Origin of the sequence: Halanaerobium polyolivorans (genome assembly GCF_020711195.1) — a bacterium.
GTDB classification, from domain to species: Bacteria; Bacillota; Halanaerobiia; order Halanaerobiales; family Halanaerobiaceae; genus Halanaerobium; species Halanaerobium polyolivorans.
The window spans coordinates 39,326-64,204 of record NZ_JAJFAT010000004.1 but is presented as its reverse complement, the minus strand read 5'-3'; the positions used below and the strand labels follow the sequence as shown (position 1 = coordinate 64,204).

The window sequence follows — 24,879 nt, the reverse complement described above, 5'->3', positions numbered from 1 at the left end:
CAAAGGAGGCCAAAAAATGGATATTTATGAATTTGCGATTAATTTTGAACAGGAAAATAGGGCTTTTTACGAGGAATTTGCGGAAAAGTGCAGTCATACTTCCTTAAAAAGTGTTTTTCTCAATCTAGCTGATGAAGAACGCAAACATGAAAATATTATTAGACAAATGCGTGATAACAAAGAACTTGATGCAGTAGAATCAGATATTTTACCAAAGGCTAAAGAGGCATTTGAAGCAATTTCTAAAGATTTACCCGAAAATGAAATATTTGATACTGAACAGGTAGATGTATATAAAAAGGCAATTGCGATTGAAGAAAAAAGTATTGAGTTTTATAGTGAGCAGGCAGAAAAAGCTGAGGACCCTGCTATAAAAGAAGCTTTTCAACGTCTGGCAGAAGAAGAAAAGAAACATGAAAAAATAATGAGCAATATAACTGAAATGGTAAATCGTCCTAATACCTGGTTGGAAGATGCAGAATGGTATCATCTGGATGAATATTAATGATAAATTAATTTAACTATGTTATAATAAAATAAAGCAAGGCAACTAAAACACCTATGTCTGAAAATCTTTAAGTATTTATTTTCTGGATATAGGTGTTTTGTGATATATATCATAGAAGTAGAAATTTAAAAGGATATAATTATACTTGAGTTAAATACTTATATTTATTTTTAACTATAATGCTGTTAAATAAAAAAGATATAACTTTAACAGCTGTATTTATCAAAAGAGGAGGAATAATTATGTCCATGTTTTGTTATCAGTGTCAGGAGACAGCTAAAAATGAAGCTTGTACAGTTCGTGGTGTCTGTGGCAAAGATGAAGATGTAGCTAATCTACAGGACTTATTAATTTTTGTTTTAAAAGGTGTTTCAGTTTATGCAGAAAAGGCTAAAGAAGAAGGTGTTGATCTTTCAGCAAAAACAGCACCATTTATCATGGAAGGCTTATTTGCAACAGTTACCAATGCTAACTTTGATCCCAAGAGATTTGAAGATTTAATTGTTGAGGCTTTTTCATTAAGAGATGAGGTAAAAGCTGAATTTGAAAAAGCTTATCGGGAAAATCATGGTGAAGAATTTGCTGGTGAATTACCTGAACATGCTGTCTGGACAGCTGAAGAAGTAGATGAATATTACACTAAAGGTGAAGGTGTAGGAGTTTTAGAAACAGAAAATGTTGATGTCAGATCCTTAAGAGAGCTTGCTACTTATGGTTTAAAAGGTATTGCAGCTTATGGAGATCATGCTAGAGTATTAGGAAAACATAAAGAAGAAATAGATAGATTTACCCAAAAAGTACTTGCAGCAACTACAGATGATAGTTTAAGTGTTGATGATCTGGTAGCTCTGGTTATGGAAACAGGTGAAATGGCTGTAGAAACTATGGCTTTACTTGATGAAGCAAACACTTCTACCTATGGACATCCTGAGCCAACAGAGGTTAACATCGGGGTAAATGATAATCCTGGTATCTTAATCAGTGGTCATGATCTTAAAGATATGGAAGAATTATTAGAACAGACAGAAGGTACTGGAGTAGATGTTTATACCCACAGTGAAATGCTGCCAGCTAACTCTTATCCAGCTTTCAAAAAATATGATCATTTTGTAGGTAACTATGGTAATTCCTGGTGGAAACAGGATAAAGAGTTTGAACAGTTTAATGGTCCGATTTTGATGACTACTAACTGTATAACTCCAGTTAAAGATTCTTATCAAGATAGGATCTTCACAACTGGGATGGCCGGTTATCCTGGTGTAACTCATATTCCCGATCGCGAAGAAGGTGGAAGTAAAGACTTTTCTGAGATTATTGAATTAGCTAAGACTTGTGATTCCCCAGTTCAGCTTGAAGAAGGAACAATCCCAGGTGGTTATGCTCGTAATACTGTAATGAGTGTTGCCGATAAAGTTATTGAAGCTGTTGAAAATGGAGATATCAGCCGCTTTGTAGTAATGGGTGGTTGTGATGGCCGCTTTAAATCAAGAGATTACTTTACAGATGTAGCTCAAGAACTACCTGAAGATGCTGTGATCTTAACAGCTGGTTGTGCAAAATACCGCTATAACAAATTAGATTTAGGAGATATTGGTGGAATTCCTAGAGTGCTTGATGCAGGACAGTGTAATGACTCTTATTCCTTAGCCTATATTGCCTTAGAGCTTAAAGAAGCTCTAGACCTTGATGATATTAATGAGCTTCCAATTTCTTATGATATTGCCTGGTATGAGCAAAAAGCTGTAGCAGTATTACTTGCTCTGCTTTCACTAGGGGTTAAGGGAATTCGCTTAGGACCCACTCTACCAGCTTTTGTTTCAGAAAATGTTTTAAATGTACTGGTTGATAAGTTTGATATCAAAGCTACTGCTGATGCAGAATCTGATGTTGCTGCTATGATGGCAGGCCAGTAATCTAAAAATAGATTTTGACAGTTAATTATATACTCTAGACTAAAAGAGACCTGCCATTTTGGCAGGTCTCTCTCATATTTTAAAAGTTTTTTAGATTTCTTCATTATTTTGTAGTGCTAAAAGGGCCGGTTCATTTAGTTTATTTTTATTTTGAGCTAAAAACTCTTGATAATCACTATCTGCTTTTCCTAGAGTTTTATAGGCCTGAAGTAGATAATATTTTAACCAGCTGTCATCACTTTCTGCAAAGATTTGGCGGAGGAGCTGAGAAAAATCAGCTGCTTTATTAGCAAAAGCTCTCAGAATTTCTAGAATAAAATAAAGGCTGTGCTCATTAGTAATTATTCTAGATCTCTTTTTCAAAATATTTTTTAGTGGAATTAATAAGAATTCATCTTGATAGGAGCTTATTATTTGAGCTGTAAGTTCCTGCTTTTTATAATCTTTTTTAAGCAAATAATAGATTAGATCAGCTCTAAGGGCTGCTCTTTCAGAGTAATTCCTTTCAGTCTTCTTTAACTCCTCGCCGATAAAATAAGCTTTTAATTTATTTTTTTGCAAATATTTAAGGATTTCTAAAAGAGCTACTTTATTTAATCTGGCTAAAATTTTAAGCTTTATTTTGATCTTTTTGGGTTTAATACTTTTATCTAAGCTATTAAATATATATTTTTTAGAACTGGGAGCTGAATTATTCAGCACAGAAACAATTCGCATAATGATTTCTTCCTGCTCTTTTTCGCCTAAATAATAACTAAAAAAGAGGAGCAGCTTAATATTTTGAGTATTATTAAAATAATATGAAAGAATAACTTTAAATAATTGAGCTAATATAATTAAGCTTAAAATAATTAAGATTATGCTATTAAAGCCCATTCTTCTGTAGAGAATAATTAAATAAGGTTGGGCTAAGCTTAAAAGCACTGCTAAAGCTGCTAAGATAAATAGTGAGACAAAAGAAAATCGTTTCCAGAGCATAATTAAAGTAAGTAGAGCAAAAAGAATCAGAGCTGTATAGGTGATTATTGTTAAATAAAAATATAAGGGGCTTCCCTTTCTTAATGCTCGCCCTGAATTTAGGGCTCCTGCTCCCAATTTATTATTTTCATAAAGCTGATCTTCAATAGGAGAGGCGGTTGCCTTAACAATTTCTAAGGCTTGAGCTGGATTGAGTTCTTCATTATAGGCCAGCATTTTTGAGATTAGAGCTGTAAGCTGGGGTGCTGCAAAAGAACTTCCCCTGCTGATTATACTGCGGCTGAAGTTAAATGAAGGTAAATAAAGATATTGATTAATTGCTAAAAGACCAGGGGCAGCAATATCTATATAATCTCCATAATTAGAGGCTGCCATCTTCCTATTATTTTCCAAAGCTGCTACAGCTGCAGTTTCTTCAAAACCGGCTGGATATATTTTTATTTCACTATTATTATTGCCGGCAGCAGCAATAATCAGCAGTTTGGGGTTTCTTAGTTCTCTAATTATTTCTGCCTGAAAATCTTTTTCCGAAAAGCCAAGACTGATATTTACCAATATATTTTGCTCAGGATTATTTTCAGAGTAAGTTTTAATTTCTTTTAAAGCTGCTAAATATTTATCTTGATCAATATCCCCAAAAATATTTTCTACATTAAGGGCTTTTATTTCAACCCCACTTCTACTGCGGATAATCGAAGCTGTTTTACTACCATGTGAACTATCAGCCCTTATTTTGGCAAGAGGGCTTTGCAGATAGGCTTGATCTATTTGAGAATCAATTATAAAAATTACTGTATCAGCATTTTGAGTGATTTCTTCAGAAATATGAAAAGCAGTTAAAAATATTAATAAAGCTGCTAAAGTAAAAAGCAAATATTTCTTCACTATAAGCCCCCTTCCTAAAAAGTCTTAGTCTTAATTAAATAATATTATATCATAGTTAGGGGAAGTAAATGAAATTGCTGATAATTTAGTATGTGAATTCTTGCACGTTTAGCTAGAGAATGATATAATTAATTAAATTATTGTTTTATATTTGCAAGAAATTAGAGAAATTTAAGCATTAAAAATAGATTAAAATAAAGGATGATTATATGCAGGATACACCAAAAGGTAATAGACCCCATATTGCAGTTTTCGGGAGAAGAAATGCAGGTAAATCTACTTTGATCAACAGCCTTTGCAATCAAGAGCTGGCCCTTGTTTCTAAAATACCTGGTACAACTACAGATCCGGTTTATAAAGCAATGGAATTATTACCATTAGGACCTGTAATGATGATCGATACAGCTGGTATAGATGATAGTGGAGACTTAGGAGAAATGCGGGTTAAAAAAACTTATGAAGTAATTAGAAAAACAGATCTGGCAGTACTGGTAATAGATAATCAGTCTGAATTTGGGCAGTATGAAAAAAAACTGCTGGATAATTTTAATAAAACAAATACTCCGGTGGTTGCTGTAATCAACAAAATTGATCTAGCTCCTAATAAAACTGAAGTAGTTGCTAAACTAAAAGAAGAATATGATCTGCAGCCGCTTTTGCTTAGTGCAGAAAGTGGGCAGGGTATAGAAGAATTAAGAGATAAAATTGCAGCAGAGATGCCTCAGGATACTGAAGAGGCTTTTATAGTGGGAGATATTGTTAATCCTGGTCAAACTGTGGTTTTAGTAACTCCTATTGATACTGCTGCTCCAAAGGGAAGATTGATCTTACCCCAGGTCCAGACAATTAGAGATATACTTGATCATGATGGAATTTCAATTATCTGTAAAGAAACAGAACTTAAAGCTTCACTTGCTGCTCTAAAGGAAAAACCAAAATTAGTAATAACTGATTCACAGGCTTTTATGAAGGTAGCTGCTGATCTGGATGAAGATATTTTACTGACAGGATTTTCTATTCTTTTTGCTCGTTATAAAGGTGATTTAGAGATCTTTTTAAGGGGTGCTAAAAAACTAGCAGAATTAAAAGCAGATGATAAGGTATTAATAGCTGAAGCCTGTACTCACCGCAGACAGGCCGATGATATCGGTACAGTTAAACTGCCCCGCTGGCTGCGTTCTAAAGTAGGATCTTCATTAGAATTTGACCATGTTTCGGGAAGAGAGTATCCAGAAAATTTAAGTGATTATGATTTGATTCTTCACTGTGGAAGCTGTATGCTGAACAGAAAAGAGCTTTTGTCAAGATTAAAAGAGGCTGAAGAAGCTGGGGTGGCTGTTATTAATTATGGAATGGCAATTGCTCAATTACACGGAATACTTGATAGAGCTTTAAAAGCTTTTCCAGCAGCTTATCAGCTCTGGCAGCAGCAAAAATAATATAATATAAAATAATATATTGAATTAAAGACCTGCATTTATGATATGATCCCCTTATGGTGGACAGATTAAATAATATTAATCTCTTCTATCAGAAAGGGGATTTTTTTATGTTAAAAAAAGTAAATTTAAGTAAAATTATATTCAAAATTTTAAGCAGGATTTAAAAAGTTTATAGAGAAATTAATAAATAGTGTGATAATTTATAATATTGGATAAAGGAGATGGGTTATGCTTGAAATAATTGATCTGGTAAAAAAATATGATTCTGGTCCACTGGCTTTAGATGGAGTTAATTTAAAAATAGAAGCTGGAGATATAATTGCTCTAATAGGTCCTTCTGGTGCTGGTAAAAGTACCCTTGTTAGATGTATAAACAGACTTGTGGAGCCAACTTCTGGCAAAATAATGCTTAATGGAGTTGATATCAGCTCTTTAAATAAAAAAGAACTACGTGAGGCAAGAAAAAACATAGGGATGATTTTTCAAGAATATGCACTTGTTGAACGTTTGAGTGTAATGGAAAATGTTTTATCAGGTAGGCTTGCTTCTGTCAGCTTCTGGCAGAGTTTGCGCCGCAATTTTCCGCAAAAATACATAAGTGAAGCTTTATCTTTATTAGACAGGGTTGGTTTAGGAGATTATGTTGATACTAGAGCTGATCAGCTTTCTGGTGGACAGAGACAGCGGGTTGGTATTGCCAGAGCATTACTGCAAAAACCAGATTTGCTGCTGCTTGATGAGCCAACTGCCAGTCTTGATCCCAAAACTGCCCGCCAGATAATGCGTTTGGTAGTAGATTTAGTCCAGGAAAAAAATATTTCTGCAATAATTAATATTCACGAAGTTAAGCTGGCTGAATTATTTACCAAAAGAATTGTGGGCTTGAGAGAGGGTAGAATTGTTTATGATGAAGAAGCAGCTAAATTAGATACAGATGCTTTAACCCTCATTTATGGAGAAGAAGACTGGGAATCTGAACGCCCTGCAGAAGATGAAAGTGAGTGATGGCAGATGAATTCAGAAAATCAAGCAGTTGAAGAAAGAACTTGGTCTAAACCAAAGCTTATTGATTCAGCTTTTTTAAGATGGACTATTACTTTTTTAGTAATTATTTATATTATTTTTGCAGTTAGATCATTTGAAATTAATGTTGATAGAATTATTAGAGGTCTTGATAGAGCCTGGGAAATGCTTTATGCTTTCTTACAGCCTGATTTTCTGGCCAGACAGAGCCATATTTTTCAGGGAGTTTTAGAAAGCATAACTATGACTGTTGTGGCTACGAGCCTTGGGATATTATTTGCAATTCCGGTTACTTTGGGAGCAGCAAAAAATATTTCACCACTGCCTGTATATTACTTCTGTAGAGGTATTTTAGTAGTTTTTAGAAGCCTGCATGTAGTTATTCTAGCTATTTTATTTGTTATTATGTTTGGTTTTGGTCCTTTTGCCGGTGTTTTAACAATGATAATAAACAGCATCGGTTTTATAGGTAAACTTCTTTCTGAAGATATTGAAAATATAAGTGATGAAACTTTAGAAGCTATCAGGGCTACCGGCGCTTCTTGGCCACAGCTGATTATTTATGGTGTCTGGCCTCAGGTTTCTTCAAGATTTATAGGTTTATCTATCTATAGAGCAGATATGACTTTCCGCCAGTCAACGGTTATTGGTCTGGTAGGAGCCGGAGGAATAGGGGCTGTTTTGGATACTGCAATGGGACGCTATGATTTTAATACTGCTGCAGCAATTTTGATAGTAATTATAATACTTGTACTGATCGGCGAATATGTTTCAAGTGCAATTAGAAGGAGGTTAACCTAATGCCCTGGAAAAATACAGATAATAAAAGTGAGTGGGTATTTAGAAGTAGAGAAGAATCTCTAAAAAGATTTTTGTTATTTTTGGCGGGGTTGACGGTGTTTTTAATCGCCTCAAAATTCATCTCTGATGCTACAATGTGGCCTTTTGTTTTAGATGCTCCAACACAGGCAATGGATTTTGTAACAAGAATGTTTCCTCCTGATCTAGCATATACAAATAGAATATTACCTGCACTTTGGGATACAATTAATTTGGCTGTTTTTGGAACTGTACTAGCTGCTGTAATATCTGTTCCAATAGCAGTTATGGCAGCTCAAAACACAACTCCTCATCGAATTGTAAGGGGTATTGCCCTGACTATAATAGTTACTTCTAGATCTGTTAATAGTTTGATCTGGGCTTTAATAATAGTTCAAGTGGTTGGCCCAGGTTTGTTTGCCGGGATGCTTGCTATTGCAGTGCGAGGAGTTGGCATGATTTCAAAATTATTTTATGAAACTATAGAAGAAATTGATCAAGAACCTATAGAAGCTATTAAGGCAACAGGTGCTTCTAAAGCTCAGGTTTTTTTATATGGTTATATTCCCCAGCTAATGCCTTCTTTTGTAGGGGTTTCTGTTTACCGCTGGGAAATAAATATCAGAGAGTCAACAATAATTGGAATTGTTGGTGGAGGTGGAATTGGCTTTTTATTAAATTCTGCTATTAATAGGCTGCGCTGGGATCAGGCTATTATGGTACTGATTACAATTTTAATAACAGTATTTATTGCCGAGTGGGTTTCAGCAAAGGCTAGAGAAGCAGTGGCTTAAATTATTTAAGTTTAAAAGTGGGGTGATAAAAAATTATCTATAGTCTTGATCAAATCAAATAATAACAAGGAGGAGAAAATTAAAATGAGATTTAAAAAGATATTTATAATAATGCTAATAATGATTTTTGCGGCTTCCTTTTTTGCTCTAGCTGCAGTTGAGGCATCTCAATTAGATCCTCGCTATAGCGATGAAGATGGAGATATGGTAGCAGATCCACCGGCAGATGAATCTGAATGGCTTGATCCAAGTGTTATAATTTTTGCCTATTCTCCTGTTGAAGATCCTGCAGTATATGAAGAGGTATTTGCAGATTTTACCGAACATCTTTCTAATGAGCTGGATCGTCCAGTTCGCTATTTTGGAGTTCAAAGTTATGCTGCCCAGGTTGAAGCAATGCGGGCAGGAAGACTTCATGTATCTGGTTTTGCTTCAGGAGCAGTTCAGGATGCTGTTAATAAAGCTGGTTTTGTACCTCAAACAGCAATGGGTGATGAGGATGGTATGATAGGTTATCGGATGGCTATAATTACTAGACAGGACAGTGATATTGATACAGTAGAAGATTTAAGAGGAAGAGAAATTCCTTTTGTTTCTGAATCATCAGGTTCAGGCTTTTTTGCTCCTCGAGCTCTTTTATATGAAGAATTTGATATGCTACCTGGCCGCGACTATGATTATACCTTCTCTGGTTCTCATGATAACTCTATTTTAGGAGTTTATCATGAAGATTATATTGCAGCTCCGGTTGCAGATGTTGTAATTGGTAGAATGTATGAAGGGGATCGGATTGAAGATCCTTCTGGCTGGCTTAAAACCGTTTATGAGTCACCACTATTTCCATCTACTGCATATGGTGTAACCCATAAACTACATCCCGATTTACAGCAAAGAATTAAAGAAGCATTCCTCAACTTTGATTGGGAAGGAACAATGCTCACTCAACAATGGGAAGATGAAGATCGTTTTGTAGAAATAAACTATAAAGAAGACTGGGAAGTTCAAAGAACTATTAGAGCTGGTAGTGAAGCAGTAGCTGAACTATTAGGTGAATAAATCTAATTTTATACTCAAAGAAAAAGGGCTGTTAAAGCAGTCCTTTTTCTTTTTAATCATTTTAAATTTATTTAAGCTTTAAAAATTTAAATAGCTCAAATCTTGAATATTTTTTGATATTCTGTTAGAATAAATAGCAATAATTACCTTATTTAATTAAAAACCCCAATCTGAGAAAAAAATTGACTGCATTTTTTTAAAAATTATATTAAATGAATCAGGAGTGTTAATAAATGAAAAAGGATACTAAAAACAATTATAGAATTGAATCAGACAGTATAGGTGAAAAAAAGCTTGCAGCTGAATCATATTTTGGTATTAATACTATTAGGGCTCTAGAAAACTTTTCTCTTAGCAGAAAAAAAGTGCATCCTGATTTAATAAAAAGTATTGCTATGATTAAATATGCTGCTGCCCAAACAAATCAAGAAATAGATCTTTTAGAAACAGATAAAGCTGAGGCAATAAAAAGTGCAGCTCAAGAAATTATTGAGGGTGAGTTTGATCATCTTTTTAAATTAGATGCTCTGCAGGGTGGTGCAGGAACTTCAAGCAATATGATGGTCAATGAGATAATCGCAAATAGAGCTTTAGAAATTATGGGTCATCAAAAGGGAGAATACAAATACCTCCATCCTAATGATGATGTTAATAAAGGCCAATCTACAAATGATGTCTATCCTACAGCTTTAAGAATTGCTGTTTTAAACTTACTTAAAAAATTAACTGAGTCAATAGCTAATTTACAGGATGCTTTACAGAAAAAGGAAAAAGAATTTGCAGGAGTGATAAAGCTGGCCCGGACCCAACTTCAAGATGCAGTACCAATCACCTTAGGTCAAGAATTTTCAGCTTATGCAGAAGCAGTTAATAGAGATAGATGGAGATTATATAAAATTACCGATCGCTTAAAAAAGATAAACTTAGGTGGTACAGCTGTTGGCACAGGTCTTAATACTAGCTGGGCATATATTTATAAAATAGCTAAAAACATTAGAGCTGTAAGTGGTCTAAGCTTGGCCCATTCAGAAAATATGATTGATATCACCCAGAACATGGATATTTTTGTTGAAGTTTCAGGTTTATTAAAATCTGCAGCAGTTAATCTTAATAAAATCGCTAATGACTTAAGACTACTTGCTTCAGGTCCCAAAGGTGGTTTAGCTGAGATCTCATTAAGTGAAGTCCAGGCAGGTTCATCTATTATGCCGGGTAAGGTTAACCCGGTAATTTGTGAAATGATAAATCAGCTGGTAATAGAGGTAATCTCCGGTGATCAGGCTATAACTTTAGCTGCCAAAGAAGGACAGTTAGAATTAAATGCTTTTGCCCCAAGTATAGCTCATCACCTCTTAACTATGATTGAAGAAATGACAAATGGGATTGATATTTTTATAAATAAAACTATTACTAAAGTTGAAGCAAATCCGGAACGCTGTCGAGAACTTTTAGAAGGTAGTTTAGCTCAATTAACTGCTTTGGTTCCTCATATTGGCTATGATAATGCAGTTAAAATAGCAAAGAAAGTTTTAAAGGATGATAATAAAAATATTAAAGAGTTAATTGTTGAGGAGGGACTATTGTCAGAAGCTCAGTTAGAAGAGCTTCTAACTGTAGAAAAAATGACCGGTTTATATAATCTGTAAATTAATTGCAGGTATTAAGCTTCTAATATAGAATAAATTAATTAGAATTTATTATATTTTTAAAAAAGTAAGATTATAAGTCAGAGGAGGAAAAAATGTTTTATAAAAAAATTAAGTCCAAAGGTTTAGCTCACTTTTCTTATTTTATTGGTGATGAAAATGAAGCAGCTGTTATAGATCCAAGAAGAGATATAGATATTTATCTAGAAGAAGCAGAAAAAGAAGGGGCAGAAATAAAATATATTTTTGAGACCCATCGTAATGAAGATTATATTATTGGCTCTAAAGCTTTAGCTTCTGTAACAGGAGCTGAGATTTTGCATGCTGATGGAGAATTAGATTACAAATATGGTAAAGAAGTTGAGCAAGATAAAAAGTATAAATTAGGAAGGTTGAGTATAGAAGCCCTTCATACACCAGGCCATACCAAAGGTTCTCATTCTTATATTTTAAATGATTATGATGATCAGCCCTGGATGATTTTTACTGGTGATATACTTTTTGCAAATGATGTTGGCAGGATTGATTTTTATGGAGAAGAAAATATTCCAGAAATTGCAGCTCTGCTTTATGATTCTCTTTATAATAAGATAATGCCGCTCGGAGATGGAGTAATAGTTTGTCCAGCTCATGGTGCCGGCTCAGTATGTGGTAGTCAAATAGCAGATAGAGAAATGACAACTATCGGCATCGAGAAAAAGTCGAATCCTTATCTTCAGTATCAAAGCAAAGCAGAATTTGTTAGTGAAGTAGGAGAAATGGAAGCAAAACCTCAGTATTTTAAAGCTATGGAAGCTGCAAACTTAGCAGCTCCAGCAAGAACAGACTTACCATTTGTAAAAGCTTTAAAAGCGAATATATTTGAAGAAAAAGCTGCTCAAAAAGATCATGTAGTGATTGATATTAGAAGTGAAAGTGATTTTGCCAGTGCTCATGTACCATCAGCTTTGTTTTTGCGGGATAATATCCTGGCTAGTTTTATTGGTTGGTTTATAGCAACAGATAAAAAGATCTTATTGGTTAGTGATGGTAGTTATCCAGAAGAGACGATTAGAACTCTTTATAGAATGGGTTATGAGAACATAGAAGGTTATCTTTACAGAGGAATGTTAAGCTGGAATATGGCAGCTAAAGAAAGCAGTTCAGTTACTACAGCAAATATTAGTGGTTTTTGTGATTTTATAAAAGATAAAAATAAAGATCAATACTTATTACTTGATATTAGAAAAGAAGAGGAAAAAGAGGAAGAAGGATATCTTGAAAGTGCAGTAGAGATTCCATTAAATGATCTTCAGGCAGATTTAAATAATTATCTAGCTAAGCTAGATTCTAAAAAAGATATATTTATATTCTGTGGGAGTGGAATTAGATCTATGACTGCTGCCAGTTTGATCAATGCTAAGCTAGAAGCTGAGGTCAAAGTTGTTTTAGGTGGTTTAACTGCCTGGGCTGAATCTAAATGTATACTCAAAATTAAAAAATAGCAGATAATATATAAATTAAATCATTAAAAGTCCTGATATAATATCAGGACTTTTCATATTTGTGCTTGAAATTATTCTACCTCTTTTAATTTATCTAATTCAAAAATATAAATTTTTTTACGAGAAGTTTTAATAAGTTTTTGGTTTTCAAACTTAGCTAAAACTCTAGAAACTGTTTCACGACTGCTGCCTATCATATTTGCCAGTTCTTTTTGAGTTAGTGAAAGATCAAGTACTATTTTATCTTTTTTCTTTTCCCCATATCTTCTAGCTAGAAAGACAAGCAGACCTGCTACTCGAGCAGAACTGTCTTTTAAGGCTAAATCCCTCACATTTTCCTGGGCTCTCCGCAGACGGTGGCTCATTTCTCTTAAAAGCTTGACGGCTATTTGGGGGTGGTCTAAAATCAATTCTTCTAATCTTTCTTGTTCAAAAACTAAAACCCGGGTTTTAGACATGGTAACAGCGGAGGCAGGGTAATTACCCTTATCAAAGGCTACTATTTCAGCTATAATATCATTTTTAGAAAAAATATTTAATATTTGCTCATCACCGTTTGCTATCATTTTAATTAATTTAACCTGGCCTTCTTCAATTATATAAAATTTATCTCCCTTTTCTCCCTCGAAAAAAATATACTCTCCTTTTTTGAAGGTTCTTTTTATAACAATCTGGTCGATTAACTCTATTTCACTATTTGTAAGTGAGCTAAAAAAGGGTATATCCTTGACAATACTCATTTTCTCACCCCGTTTAAATTATTAGTTATTTTTAGTATAATTATATCTACGAATTTAATGATATTAAATTAGAACATTAATTGCAAGAAAACTGTACTTTTTTGTAGATTTTAAAAAATTTTAAACAGAGTGAGCTGTATCACAGTACAAACCTGAGTAGAATGCTATACTTTAGATAATGAAAATTAAAGGAGATGTTAAAAATAATGAAGAACTTAAATATTAATGTAAATGATAATTTATACCAAATAACAGAAAAGTATCCCGCAGTAATCTCTGTTTTAACTAATAAAGGATTTAATCAGCTTGATAATGAAAAGAAAAGAAAAGACTTTGGTTCTAAAATATCTTTAAAACAGGCAGCAGCTTTAAAAAATATTGATTTGGCTAAACTTGTAGAATTAATGGAATCAGCAGTTAGAGAAAACAGCCAAAATAATTCTCAGTCAGAAACAATCAGGGTTGCAGGTTCACTTCCCTGTCCTGTAAAAAATTCCCTTACTGAGGAGTTAGAGAAAATCAGAGGTGAAATAGATTATAATCTAGAACTTGATTTAAAATCTGCCTCACAGGGTTTAGAGTGGTTAAAAAATGGTTTTGAGGATATTGAATCAGAAGATGAGCTTTTTGATATTTTTATTTCGGCTGGATTTGATCTTTTCTTTGACCGTGATTTAATGGATCGCTTCCGCAGACAGGATGTTTTTGCAGATGCAACTGGAATTGAAAAATTAAATAGTGACTTCGAAGAGCAGAATATAGATCTGCTTGATCCTGAAGGTGATTATTCTGTTTTATCAATAGTACCAGCTGTATTTTTAGTTAATGAAGAAGAACTAAATGGTAGAGATATTCCCAGAAGCTGGGAAGAAGTAATGAGTGAAGAATTTGCCAATAGTGTCAGTTTACCTGTTAGTGATTTTGACCTTTTTAATGCAATCTTATTAAATATCTATAAAAGCTATGGTAAAGAAGGAGTACGAAAATTAGGACGCTCAATGCAGAAAGCACAACACCCCTCACAGATGATCAAAGAGGGTGGGCGTAAAGCTCAGAATCAGGCTGCAGTAACAATAATGCCTTATTTCTTTACTAGAATGGCTAAGCGTTTTCCCCATATGCAGTTTATTTGGCCAGAAGATGGTGCAGTGATTTCACCAATTTTCATGTTAAGTAAAAAGCAAAAGAAGCAGAAGCTGAAAAAAATAATTGACTTAATGGCTTCAGAGAAAATTGGTAGAATTTTGTCTGAACAGGGCCTTTTCCCAAGTGTTTTAGCTGGAATTGATAATAACCTTCCCCAAAATGCTAAATTTATGTGGCCTGGTTGGAAATTCTTAAGAGAAGAAAATCCTGGTCAGCTTTTAAAAGAATTAGAAGCAGAATTTAATAATGCAGTGGGAGTGGTGTAAATGAACTTAGTAACTTTTTCTGGACCTCCTTCTTCTGGAAAAACCGCAGTAATTTTAAAAACAATAGAAGCAATTCAGGAGCGGGATTTAAAAGTCGGAGTTGTAAAATTTGACTGTCTTTATACAAATGATGATGAGCTTTATGCTAAAGCAGGTGTGCCTGTCAAAAAAGGACTTTCTGGTTCACTCTGTCCTGACCACTATTTTGTTAGTAATATTGAAGAAGTAGTACAGTGGGGTAGGGAAAAAGAACTGGATCTATTGATAACTGAAAGTGCAGGTTTATGTAATAGATGTTCTCCCTATATCAAAGATATTAAAGCTGTATGTGTTATAGATAATTTAAGTGGGATTAATACTCCCCGCAAAATAGGACCGATGTTAAAAACTGCTGATATAGTTGTGATTACAAAGGGAGATATAGTGTCTCAGGCAGAAAGGGAGGTTTTTGCTTCCCGGGTCAGCTCAGTTAACCCTGAAGCGATGGTTATGAATATTAATGGTTTAACAGGTCAGGGAGCCTATGAATTTTCTACCCTGCTCTATGATCAAAAAGAAGATGTTGAAACTGTTAAAGGAAAAAAAATGCGGTTTTCTATGCCTTCTGCTATGTGCTCTTATTGTTTAGGAGAAACCAGAATTGGTGAAGAACACCAGCTTGGCAATGTCAAAAAAATAGATTTAGGTGATAAAAATGCTTAATAAAAATAAATTAAAAAAATTAACTATCAAAGAGATTTTAGAAAAATATCCATATGCTGAAAGTTTTTTTGAAGAACAGCAATTTCCGCTTAAAGATAAAGAAAATAGAATTTCTGAGATCTTCATTTCTCTAAGCAGAGAAGAAAGAGAAGATCTAGTGTATAATCTAGATGAACTTCTGAGCAGTTTAACCTCATATATTAAAAATATGCAGGAATTTTTAGGTGAAAATGATTCTACTGTTGGACTTTTATCAATCCTTGCTGGTAAAAATAAGCAGGGTGAAAAAGAAAATTATCAAAAACTTGATATTAAAAGTGGAGAAATCATTTCAATAGTAGGTCCAACTGGCTCGGGGAAAAGCCGCCTTCTTGCTGATATAGAGTGGACTGCTAGAGGTGATACACCAACTGAAAGACATATTTTAATTAATGATGAAGTACCTGATAAAAAATGGCGTTTTTCGGGGGGCAAAAAATTAGTTGCCCAGCTTTCTCAAAACATGAACTTTGTTATGGATCTTTCAGTTATGGAGTTTTTAAATCTGCATGCAGAAAGCCGCTTAATAGATAATCAAAAAGAAGTTGTGCAAAGAATATTCAAAGAGGCAAATCAGTTGGCAGGTGAGCAGTTTGCTCGTGATGCTCAGATCACCAGTTTAAGTGGGGGCCAGTCAAGAGCTTTAATGATTGCAGATACAGCTATTTTAAGTTCTTCTCCCATTATTTTAATTGATGAAATTGAAAATGCTGGTATCAATAGAGAAAAAGCACTTGAATTACTTGTGGGTGAAGAAAAGATAGTTTTAATGGCTACTCATGATCCCATTTTAGCTTTGATGGGAGATAAAAGGATTATTATCAATAATGGTGGGATAATCGATATTATAGAAACATCAAGTGAAGAAAAAGAATTGATGCAGGAACTTAAAGTGCTAGATAAAGTCTTAACAAATCTGCGTGAAGATCTCCGCTATGGGAATAAGCTAAAAAAGTTAAGTCATAAACTAACTGCAGTAAATATTTAAACAAAAAATATTATAATCACTAAACCTTATTTTCTTGCAGCTGCGCTTAAAGAAAATAGGGTTTTTTCTTTTGTAATCAAAAAAGAAATTTTTGTAATTGAATAACTTTTAATTCTTATTAAAAAAAGGTATAATATGTTTAGAGAAAAGTATCTAAAAATTTTCAATCGGGAGGGATTGAAATTGCAAATTAACTATCTTGATGGTAATCGGCTCTATTATGCCTTTTTATCAGGCTCTAGAGAGGTAATTAAAAATAGAAAAGAATTAAATGAAACTAATGTATTTCCGGTTGCAGATGGTGATACAGGTACAAATCTAAGTCAGACTTTAAATGTTGTTAAAACTGAATTGGTTAAAGATGATTCTTTGAATGTTACCTTAAAATCAATGGGTGATGCTGCATTAAAGGGAGCTATAGGTAATTCAGGCATTATCTTTGCTCAATTTATTAATGGGCTTAAAAATAATTTAGCTAATAAGGCCAGTACTGATTTAAATGAATTTGCTGCTGCAGTAGAAAATGCGGTAGATTATACTTATCAAGGGATAAGCAATCCTGTTGAGGGAACTATTTTAACAGTAATGAAAGACTGGTCTGGAGCTTTAAAAGATTTTAAAAATAAAACAGATGACTTTGCCGAAGCTATGGAAAAATCACTTGATACTGCTTTTAAATCACTGCAAGAGACCAAAGATAAACTACAGGTATTAAAAGATGCAGATGTGGTTGACTCTGGAGCTCAGGCATTTGTCTATTTTTTAGAGGGAATTGTAGATTTTATCAAGTCCGGTAATATAAAAGAAATTAGCAGTACTCAGCTAGAAAACATTGAAAAGATAAGTGAAAAAGAGCTTAGTTTAGAAGAAGATATTAACCATCGTTATTGTACAGAAGCATATCTTGCAAATCTCAGTATTTCTACTGATAAGCTGCGAGAGGAAATATCATATTTAGGAGATTCACTGATTATTGCCGGAGATGAAGAAAAACTGAGAGTTCATATTCATACAAATAATCCCGAAGAACTATTTGCTGACCTTGAGCAACTGGCAGATATTATTGATCAAAAAGCAGATGATATGCTGCTTCAATATCAGGTAAAATATAATAAAATATCAGAAACAGCAATTTTGACTGACTCTATTGCTGATTTACCTCAAGAATTTATCGACAAACATCAGATTCATTTATTACCTTTAAATATTTTAATTGATGGTAGTAATTATCTTGATAAATTAACCATCAACAGCGAAAAGTTTTTTACCATGCTTGAAGAAGCAGAAGAATATCCTAGTTCTGCTCAACCGACTATAAAAACAATAGAAAATAAGTTGGCTTATTTAGCTGATCATTATCAGTCAATAATCGTGATTACTGTTTCTCAGAAGATGAGTGGAACCTATGATAATGTAGCAAAAGCAGTAGAAAAAATTAGAGCAGAAAATGAGAAATTGGAAATAAGTGTGATTGATTCAAAAAGCAATTCTGGTGCTCAGGGATTATTAGTTATGGAAGCTGCTGAGCAGCTGAGTAATGGCAAAAGTTATCAGGAAATAGTAGAATATTTAGAGAAGATAAGAAAAAATCTATATATATATGTTAGTGTAGATGATTTTAAATATATGGTTAAAGGGGGCAGGGTTAGTCCACTTAAAGGTAAAATAGCTAATTTCCTCAATTTAAAACCCATTATTTCTATAGATCGAGAAGGTAATGGTGTTGCTTTTGCTAAGGCTTTTAGTAAAAAAGGTAATTTTAAAAAAATTAATGCTATTTTAAAAGAACATCAAGAAGAGCGTGGTATAAAAAGATATGCTATTGTCCATGGTGATGATCAAAAAAGAGCAGAAATGTTTGCTGATAGTTTCCAAGAATTATTAGGACAAAAAGCAGACTTTGTAGAAGAAATTTCTCCTATTGTAGCAATTAACGCAGGAAGAGGTAGTACAGCAGTTGCTGTTTTGATGAGAGAGGAAGGATAAAATGTTAACTTCAATTTATTTACAGGTTTTATTATTTATCTACGCATTTTTTACAGCTTTTTTTCTCTTGGCTGTTTATAAAAGTGATAATTCTATTATTGATATTGCCTGGGGCTTAGGCTATGTGTTTGCAGCAAATTTTGCCCTTTATATTACTGATAACTTTAATCCCAGGACAATCCTTATAACCTTAATTGTTAGTGTTTGGGGTTTGCGCTTAGCCTATCATATAATGAAAAGAAATTGGGGTAAAGGAGAAGACTATCGATATCAAAAATGGCGTGAGAATTGGGATAATTTTTATTTGAAATCATATTTTCGTATCTTTATTTTACAGGCAACTCTACTTTTTATAATTGCTTCACCTATTATTAAAGTTATCAATTCTCCATATCAGGCTTTGAAAATAAGTGATTTTATTGGTTTGGCTGTTTGGGGAATAGGTTTTTTCTTTGAAGCTGCTGCTGATAAACAGCTGCAGGATTTTATAAAAAAACCAGCTGAAGAAAAAGATGGCCATATTATGAAAGAAGGGGTCTGGAAATACAGCAGACATCCCAATTATTTTGGGGAGACTCTAATCTGGTGGGGGATTTTTATTATAACCCTTTCAGTCAGTGGAGGCTGGAAATTTATTTACAGTCCAATTTTAATTACCTATCTGCTTTTGTTTGTTTCTGGAGTGCCCCTCTTAGAAAAAAGATATGCAAATGATGAAGAATATCAAAAATATGCGGAAAAAACCAATAAGTTTTTTCCCTGGCTGCCCAAAGAATAAGCTTTTAAATTATTTAAGAGATGGCTTAAAAGCCATCTCTTTTTAAATGGTTAAATATTTAATTACTTTAAGATTGAGTCATAAACCTCTAATAGTTCATCAATTACTCTTGCCCAGGAAAATTTATTTAAGGCATAATCTGCTGCATATTCTCCCTTCTTTGCCTTATCTTCTTCATTAATTCCTTGCTTGATCTTAGCAGCTAAATCATCAGAATTATCCATTTCAAATAATCTGCCAACCTCTGGATTAATAAAATCCGGCAGTCCACCAGCTCTTGAAGCTATAACTGGAGTACCACAGGCCAGAGCTTCTACTGCAACCAAACCAAAAGGCTCTACTCGAGAGGGAACTATTGATAGATCAGCACTGCTGTATAAAGCAGGTAATTCATTTTGCTTTAAATTACCGAGGAAATAAAGCTTTTCTAAATTTAATTTTTCTGCCTTAGCTTTTAGCTGAGCTGAAAGTTCACCACTACCAATGATCAAGGTTGTTATACCTGGGAACTCTTTTTCATATTTTTGAGCTGCTTCAATTAATAAATCAACCCCTTTAAACTCTGTTAATTTGCCAACAAAAGTTATCAAATAAGAGGGGTCTTCTTCAATTTCAGGCACATATTTTTGCAGTAGTTCCAGTCGATCAGGCTCTAGAACTTTAAATAAATTATCATCAACTCCATTTAAGATTTTTCTTAGTTTAGCTTCAGGAGGAGAAAAATACTTTTTTACATCCTGGTGAACCTGATCAGAAATAGTTATGATTTTTTCAGCATTTTTGGCTCCTTCTAAAGCAATTTCTCGATAGCGTTGATCTTCTTTAAAACCTTTAAGGTCTGTACCATGGGCTGTAATTATATAAGGTAGATTTGTACTTTGAGCAGCATAGGGAGCAACCCAAAGATGTTGAGCGTGGATTAGATCTGCCTCAAATTCTTCTGCTGCTTTATTTATTATTTCTTCAAAACTATTTAGATAACTTTCTATTTCTGCTTTAGTTAAATTATAAAATTGATTATTGCTTTTTGGATGAGTTGTAAAACAGGGAAAATCTTCATAAACTAAAGTTTCAACTGGAAATTGATATTGATTATTCTCAACTTTTTGATTATCCACAGCAATTACTTTTACTTTGTGGCCTTTATCTAAAAGACGCTGGGCAATATTTTTAGTGTAGATACCACTACCTGAACCTTCCAGTGGAAAATGATTAACCAATAATATTCTCATAATATTTAGCTCCTTTCCCTAAAATATTTATCAATTATAAAAACCCTCTTTCAGAAAAGAAGAGGGCTTTCAAGCTTGGATTAAGCTTCCCATTCAGTATGAAAAACTCCTTCTTTGTCTCGGCGCTGATAAGTATGGGCACCAAAAAAATCTCTTTGAGCTTGAATCAAATTGGCAGGCAGGTTTTCTGATTTTAAACTGTTAAAATAATCAGAAGCTGCATGGAGAGCTGTTAATGGTAATTCAGATAAGGCGGCTGTAGTAAATATCTCTTCTAAGTCGGCTCCTGCTGCTTTTAATCTATCTTTAAAGAACTCCGCTTTGATCAGGGTGTTGAGATTATTATTATCAGCAAATGATTTTTGAATAGCTTCTAAGATTGCAGAACGGATAATACAACCATCTTCCCAGATTCTTGCTATTTCCTGATAATTAAGTTGATAATTATATTCTTTTGAAGCTGACTGCAGCAGTTTGAATCCTTCTGCATAAGCTATAACAGAAGCAAAATAAAGAGCCGATTTTAGTTTGGGAATTATTAGCTCATTTTCTACCTTTGCTCTATCTGGACTGTGAAATTCTTTTGAATTTTCTACTCGTTCTGTTTTGAGAGCAGAGAGTAAGCGAGCATTTACCCCAGCATTAATGGTAGGTACTGCCACACCTAAATCAAGCGCATTTTGCACACTCCATTTTCCTGTTCCTTTATGTTTTGCTTTATCTAAAATAAGGTTTATTAACTTTTCGCCATTTTGGGGATCTTCTTTTTTTAGAATCTTGGCTGTGATTTCTACTAAATATGACTGAAAATCTTGATTCCACTCAGCAAAAATTTCGCTCATTTGGGAGGGCTCTAAAGCCATAACTTTTCTCATATAATCATATATTTCAGCAGTTATTTCCATGATCCCATATTCAATGCCATTGTGAATCATTTTTACATAATGGCCTGCAGAATCTGGACCAAGATAACTTACACAGGCACCTTTTTCTGTTTTGGCAGCTGCATCTTTTAAAATTGCTTCAACTTCTTGATAAGCCTCCTTATTTCCTCCCGGCATTATTGAAGGCCCGTGAAGAGCTCCATATTCTCCACCACTGATACCTACTCCTAAATAACGAATACCTTTTTCAGCAAGTTTTTTTGTTCTTCTGTTTGTATCCTTAAAATGAGAGTTACCCCCATCAATTATTATGTCATCATTTTCAAGATAGGGCAGCAAACTTTCTATTACTAAGTCCACTGGCTCACCAGCCTTAATCATCAACATTATTTTGCGTGGTTTAGTAAGTGAAGAGAGGAGATCTTTTAAATCATAACTTGCTTTGATATTCTCAGTTTTAACTTTCTTTTCCATAAACTCTTTTGTTTTAGATTCTGTCCTGTTATAGACAGCTATAGAATGATTTTCAGCAATGTTTAAAGCTAAATTTTGGCCCATTACCGAAAGACCAATTAAAGCAATCTCATATTTTGGCATATTTAGCCCTCCTAATTATAGCTTTTCAAAATTTCTTCTATTTCACCTTGATCAAAAAGATGGGCTCTAGCAGGTAGGCCATCACTATTTGCTATTTTTAACAAGGAGAGTAAAAGCACATAATCTCCTGCAGGAACAACATTTAATCTTAAACCTTCAAGAATTATTACTCCATTTTTAAGTAATTTTTTATGAGTTGGATGTTCAGCTTGATTTCTTTCAATCCCATTAGAGTCAATTCCAATCCCCTGAAGATTTTTTTCTAAAAGATATTTTGCCCCAGATTCTGCTAAATAAATAAATTTTTCTGGTGTTTTTTCTAAATAATTTTTGTCTGAATTTCTAGTTTTTAAGATTAAAAAGACATTATTTTTAATCTGATACTCTTTTAAGTCAGCTGCAGTGATTTTTTCTTCAATATCGCTTAAATCTAAGAGCTGAGCCTGATAAAAAGGGTTTTGCTGTAGAAAAATATTGCTGTCTTCTCCATCTTCTAACATATGCAGAGGTGCATCAATATGAGTACCAGTATGGACATTCATCTTTATTTCACTTTCATGAGCATCTCCATCGCTGTAATCTCTGACCACTTTTAATTCTGGTCTAATTTCAGCTTTGCCCTTGTAAACAGGCATATCTTTTTTTATTGTCATAGAAATATCATACATTGTTTTGCCTCCTATAAATGCAAATTATTTTAACTTTTTGTCCCACCACTGTCTTCCATCATCGGCTAATAGATCATCTGCGGCTTTTGGTCCCTGGCTTAAAGCAGGATATTGGTGCAGCTTAATATTTTCTTCTTCACATTTCTGCATAAATTTATCTATAAACTTCCAGGAATAATAAACTTCTTCCCAGCTTGTAAATAAGGTCTTATCACCAAGAATCATGTCATGAATTAAAACTTCATAGCTTTCTGGTGAATTAAAAAGTTGTTCACAGCTGTGGCAGAATTCCATTTGAACAGGTAGAATTTTATTAATGCTGCCTGGTTTGCGGGTATTAAACTGCAGAGAAATACCTTCTTCTGGTTGGATTTTGATTAAAAGCAAATTGCTTTCACTACCTTTGTCTTTAAGGTAGGACTGGTGGAAATCATCATTAAATTCTACAGCAATAGCAGCTTCTTTTTTAGCCAGTCTTTTGCCTGACTTAATATAGATTGGTACATCCTGCCAGCGCTGATTATTCAAAAAGAGCTTTAAGGCAATAAAAGTTGAGGTCATTGAATCATCAGGGATATTATTTTCTTCTCGATAAGCTTTAATGATTTTATCTTCTTTTTGGCTGCTTGTATATTGACCTCTTACTATGTGCTTATCGAAATTATCAAGGTTAATTTCTGCCAGTTCTTTAAAGACTTCTACTTTTTTTCGAGAAATTTCCTGGGCTGATAAATCATCAGGTTCTTCCATAGTAATCAAGGAGAGGATCTGCAGCATGTGATTTTGAATCATATCTTTAATCACACCTGTATCATCATAATATTTACCCCTATTTTTTACTCCCTCTGATTCGTTTAAATAGATTTGAATGTTATCAATATATTCTTTCTTCCAGAGGGCCCTAAAGATAGGATTACTTAATCTAATTACCATTATATTTTGAATCATTTCCTTACCTAAATAATGATCTATTCTAAAAATATTTTCTTCTGAAAAAATATTGTTTAAATTCTTATTTAATTTTTGTGCAGATTTAAGATCACTACCAAAAGGTTTTTCTATAACGAGTTTTGAGTCTCTATCTTCAAAAGCAAGGTTTAATAAATCAAATTTTTTTAGCTTTTCTGCTATTTCAGTAAAAAAGCCTGGAGCAGTAGCTAAATAGAAGAGGCGGTTATGAATTTTTTCTCCAGCAGATTTCTCTTTTAGAACTTCTTTTAGAGCCAAAAAGTCTGCTTCATCTTTAAAATTAAGCTCAAAATATTCTATATTTGCAGCTAATAACTGCCAGATTCGTTTATCAAGCTTAAGCTTTGAACTCAAAGAATTTTTGATTGCAGCCAGATATTCTTCCTGGCTGTCATAACGCCTTCCTGTGGCAATAATAGTAAAATTGTCTGGAAGTATATCCTTTTTGAGCATATTATAAAAAGCTGGCAGTAATTTATTATGTGCCAAATCTCCAGTTCCGCCAAAAAGAACGAATTGAAAATAATTTTCTATATTTTTTTCTTTTTCTACTTGCTTTAATTTTTTGATTAATCTAGCATTCATTTCCAGCCACCTTCCTTAAAATAGATTGGCTTATTTAAATCAGTATTCTTAAATTAACACAAATACTAGTTTAAAACTGTAAATGAATTTACTAATAGCCTAATTCTTCTCCAATCAGGATAAGCTTTATTCTCCCTGTTTGACTTGAACGTCTGGTAATTACAGTCTGACAACAAATAGTATCTTCTACTTGACATTCATGGCAGCGAGCTGTTTTAGCACAGGGAGTTTTTTTATCTAAGCGCATTACATTTTCAGGTGCAGCATGATTTTTTACCCTTTTTAAGGCTGCAGCTTCATCAATACAGACTTTATTCATTCCGGCAACAATAATAACATTTTTAGGGCCATAAAGCAGAGCAGCTAAGCGATTACCTGTACCATCTATATTAATGAGTTTTCCATCCTGAGTAATTGCATTAGAGCTCATTAAATAATAATCTGCATTTAAAGCTTGATGATATATTTCTTCTTTTTCAGCTCGGTTTTTGGCTTTAGACCTGTCGATTAAATTCAGCTCAGTTTTTTCTAGCTCTGCCAAAAGATTAATTTCTTTTAAGCTCATTGAGCCTCCCCAGGAAACTGAAGAATTTTCTTTAATTAAGCTCATTACTTTAGCAACTGCCTCGCTTGCATTATCACAATAATAACCTTCCATATTCCTCTGCTTAAGTTTTTTGATTAGATCTTCTGCTTTTCTTTGATAAAATAGTTTTTTTGTTTCCATGATTTAATCACCCTTCTTTTTAAA

The 24,879-nt window shown here is 33.6% G+C and carries 21 protein-coding genes; 14 read left to right on the top strand and 7 right to left on the bottom strand.

The genetic code is table 11. From position 1 onward, the window contains the following. Window positions 1–16 precede the first annotated feature (16 nt). Window positions 17–505 carry a ferritin family protein gene (locus LJ207_RS03965; protein WP_229344275.1) on the top strand — a complete coding sequence of 163 codons (489 nt, stop codon included), beginning with the start codon at window positions 17–19 and terminating at the stop codon, window positions 503–505. 251 nt (window positions 506–756) lie between these two features. Continuing rightward, window positions 757–2,421, top strand: a complete 1,665-nt coding sequence (gene hcp, locus LJ207_RS03960; protein WP_369414159.1) for a hydroxylamine reductase — start codon at window positions 757–759, stop codon at window positions 2,419–2,421. A 90-nt stretch (window positions 2,422–2,511) separates the two neighbouring features. Here the strand turns inward: hcp and LJ207_RS03955 are convergent, their stop codons facing one another. After that, the gene (locus tag LJ207_RS03955; protein WP_229344271.1) at window positions 2,512–4,284 is read right to left on the bottom strand and encodes a S8 family peptidase; all 1,773 of its coding nucleotides are present in this window, start codon (window positions 4,282–4,284) and stop codon (window positions 2,512–2,514) included. A 209-nt stretch (window positions 4,285–4,493) separates the two neighbouring features. Between LJ207_RS03955 and hydF the strand changes: the two genes are divergently transcribed. The 7 genes from hydF to LJ207_RS03920 all read left to right on the top strand — a co-directional run bounded on the left by hydF (window position 4,494) and on the right by LJ207_RS03920 (window position 12,548). Then, the gene (gene hydF / locus LJ207_RS03950) at window positions 4,494–5,723 is read left to right on the top strand and encodes a [FeFe] hydrogenase H-cluster maturation GTPase HydF (protein ID WP_229344269.1); all 1,230 of its coding nucleotides are present in this window, start codon (window positions 4,494–4,496) and stop codon (window positions 5,721–5,723) included. A 231-nt stretch (window positions 5,724–5,954) separates the two neighbouring features. Beyond that, window positions 5,955–6,731 (top strand): phosphonate ABC transporter ATP-binding protein, encoded by a 777-nt coding sequence (phnC, locus tag LJ207_RS03945; protein WP_229344267.1) that lies wholly within the window; start codon window positions 5,955–5,957, stop codon window positions 6,729–6,731. 6 nt (window positions 6,732–6,737) lie between these two features. Further along, on the top strand, window positions 6,738–7,550 hold the full coding sequence (gene phnE / locus LJ207_RS03940; RefSeq protein WP_229344265.1) for a phosphonate ABC transporter, permease protein PhnE: 813 nt from the start codon (window positions 6,738–6,740) through the stop codon (window positions 7,548–7,550). Then, complete coding sequence (gene phnE / locus LJ207_RS03935; RefSeq protein ID WP_229344263.1) at window positions 7,550–8,362, top strand: phosphonate ABC transporter, permease protein PhnE; 813 nt, start codon at window positions 7,550–7,552, stop codon at window positions 8,360–8,362. The genes phnE (LJ207_RS03940) and phnE (LJ207_RS03935) overlap by 1 nt, the downstream gene beginning before the upstream one ends. An 84-nt stretch (window positions 8,363–8,446) precedes the next feature. Continuing rightward, complete coding sequence (phnD, locus tag LJ207_RS03930; protein WP_229344261.1) at window positions 8,447–9,418, top strand: phosphate/phosphite/phosphonate ABC transporter substrate-binding protein; 972 nt, start codon at window positions 8,447–8,449, stop codon at window positions 9,416–9,418. A 233-nt stretch (window positions 9,419–9,651) separates the two neighbouring features. Next, the gene (locus LJ207_RS03925) at window positions 9,652–11,064 is read left to right on the top strand and encodes an aspartate ammonia-lyase (protein WP_229344259.1); all 1,413 of its coding nucleotides are present in this window, start codon (window positions 9,652–9,654) and stop codon (window positions 11,062–11,064) included. Between the two features lie 95 nt (window positions 11,065–11,159). Continuing rightward, window positions 11,160–12,548 carry an MBL fold metallo-hydrolase gene (locus LJ207_RS03920; protein ID WP_229344258.1) on the top strand — a complete coding sequence of 463 codons (1,389 nt, stop codon included), beginning with the start codon at window positions 11,160–11,162 and terminating at the stop codon, window positions 12,546–12,548. Between the two features lie 71 nt (window positions 12,549–12,619). Here LJ207_RS03920 and LJ207_RS03915 read toward each other — a convergent pair whose 3' ends face one another. Further along, the gene (locus LJ207_RS03915; protein ID WP_229344256.1) at window positions 12,620–13,288 is read right to left on the bottom strand and encodes a Crp/Fnr family transcriptional regulator; all 669 of its coding nucleotides are present in this window, start codon (window positions 13,286–13,288) and stop codon (window positions 12,620–12,622) included. Between the two features lie 206 nt (window positions 13,289–13,494). Between LJ207_RS03915 and LJ207_RS03910 the strand changes: the two genes are divergently transcribed. The 5 genes from LJ207_RS03910 to LJ207_RS03890 all read left to right on the top strand — a co-directional run bounded on the left by LJ207_RS03910 (window position 13,495) and on the right by LJ207_RS03890 (window position 19,193). Further along, window positions 13,495–14,700, top strand: a complete 1,206-nt coding sequence (locus LJ207_RS03910; protein ID WP_229344254.1) for an ABC transporter substrate-binding protein — start codon at window positions 13,495–13,497, stop codon at window positions 14,698–14,700. Continuing rightward, the gene (locus LJ207_RS03905) at window positions 14,701–15,402 is read left to right on the top strand and encodes a GTP-binding protein (RefSeq protein ID WP_229344252.1); all 702 of its coding nucleotides are present in this window, start codon (window positions 14,701–14,703) and stop codon (window positions 15,400–15,402) included. Next, window positions 15,395–16,429, top strand: coding sequence for an ATP-binding cassette domain-containing protein (locus tag LJ207_RS03900; protein WP_229344251.1), 1,035 nt, complete (start codon window positions 15,395–15,397; stop codon window positions 16,427–16,429). Before LJ207_RS03905 ends, LJ207_RS03900 begins: the two co-directional genes overlap by 8 nt. A 183-nt stretch (window positions 16,430–16,612) precedes the next feature. Continuing rightward, the gene (locus LJ207_RS03895; protein WP_229344249.1) at window positions 16,613–18,415 is read left to right on the top strand and encodes a DAK2 domain-containing protein; all 1,803 of its coding nucleotides are present in this window, start codon (window positions 16,613–16,615) and stop codon (window positions 18,413–18,415) included. A 1-nt stretch (window position 18,416) separates the two neighbouring features. Next, a complete protein-coding gene (locus LJ207_RS03890; RefSeq protein ID WP_229344247.1) occupies window positions 18,417–19,193 on the top strand; it encodes a DUF1295 domain-containing protein in 777 nt (258 codons plus the stop codon). 62 nt (window positions 19,194–19,255) lie between these two features. Here the strand turns inward: LJ207_RS03890 and LJ207_RS03885 are convergent, their stop codons facing one another. The 5 genes from LJ207_RS03885 to LJ207_RS03865 all read right to left on the bottom strand — a co-directional run bounded on the left by LJ207_RS03885 (window position 19,256) and on the right by LJ207_RS03865 (window position 24,855). Further along, window positions 19,256–20,425 carry a glycosyltransferase family 4 protein gene (locus LJ207_RS03885; RefSeq protein ID WP_229344245.1) on the bottom strand — a complete coding sequence of 390 codons (1,170 nt, stop codon included), beginning with the start codon at window positions 20,423–20,425 and terminating at the stop codon, window positions 19,256–19,258. An 80-nt stretch (window positions 20,426–20,505) separates the two neighbouring features. Then, on the bottom strand, window positions 20,506–21,906 hold the full coding sequence (gene gnd / locus LJ207_RS03880; RefSeq protein ID WP_229344243.1) for an NADP-dependent phosphogluconate dehydrogenase: 1,401 nt from the start codon (window positions 21,904–21,906) through the stop codon (window positions 20,506–20,508). Window positions 21,907–21,917: 11 nt separating this feature from the next. After that, window positions 21,918–22,574, bottom strand: a complete 657-nt coding sequence (locus LJ207_RS03875; protein WP_229344241.1) for a cyclase family protein — start codon at window positions 22,572–22,574, stop codon at window positions 21,918–21,920. 24 nt (window positions 22,575–22,598) lie between these two features. Further along, on the bottom strand, window positions 22,599–24,128 hold the full coding sequence (gene zwf, locus LJ207_RS03870) for a glucose-6-phosphate dehydrogenase (RefSeq protein ID WP_229344239.1): 1,530 nt from the start codon (window positions 24,126–24,128) through the stop codon (window positions 22,599–22,601). 91 nt (window positions 24,129–24,219) lie between these two features. Continuing rightward, on the bottom strand, window positions 24,220–24,855 hold the full coding sequence (locus LJ207_RS03865) for a lactate utilization protein (RefSeq protein WP_229344237.1): 636 nt from the start codon (window positions 24,853–24,855) through the stop codon (window positions 24,220–24,222). Window positions 24,856–24,879 lie beyond the last annotated feature (24 nt).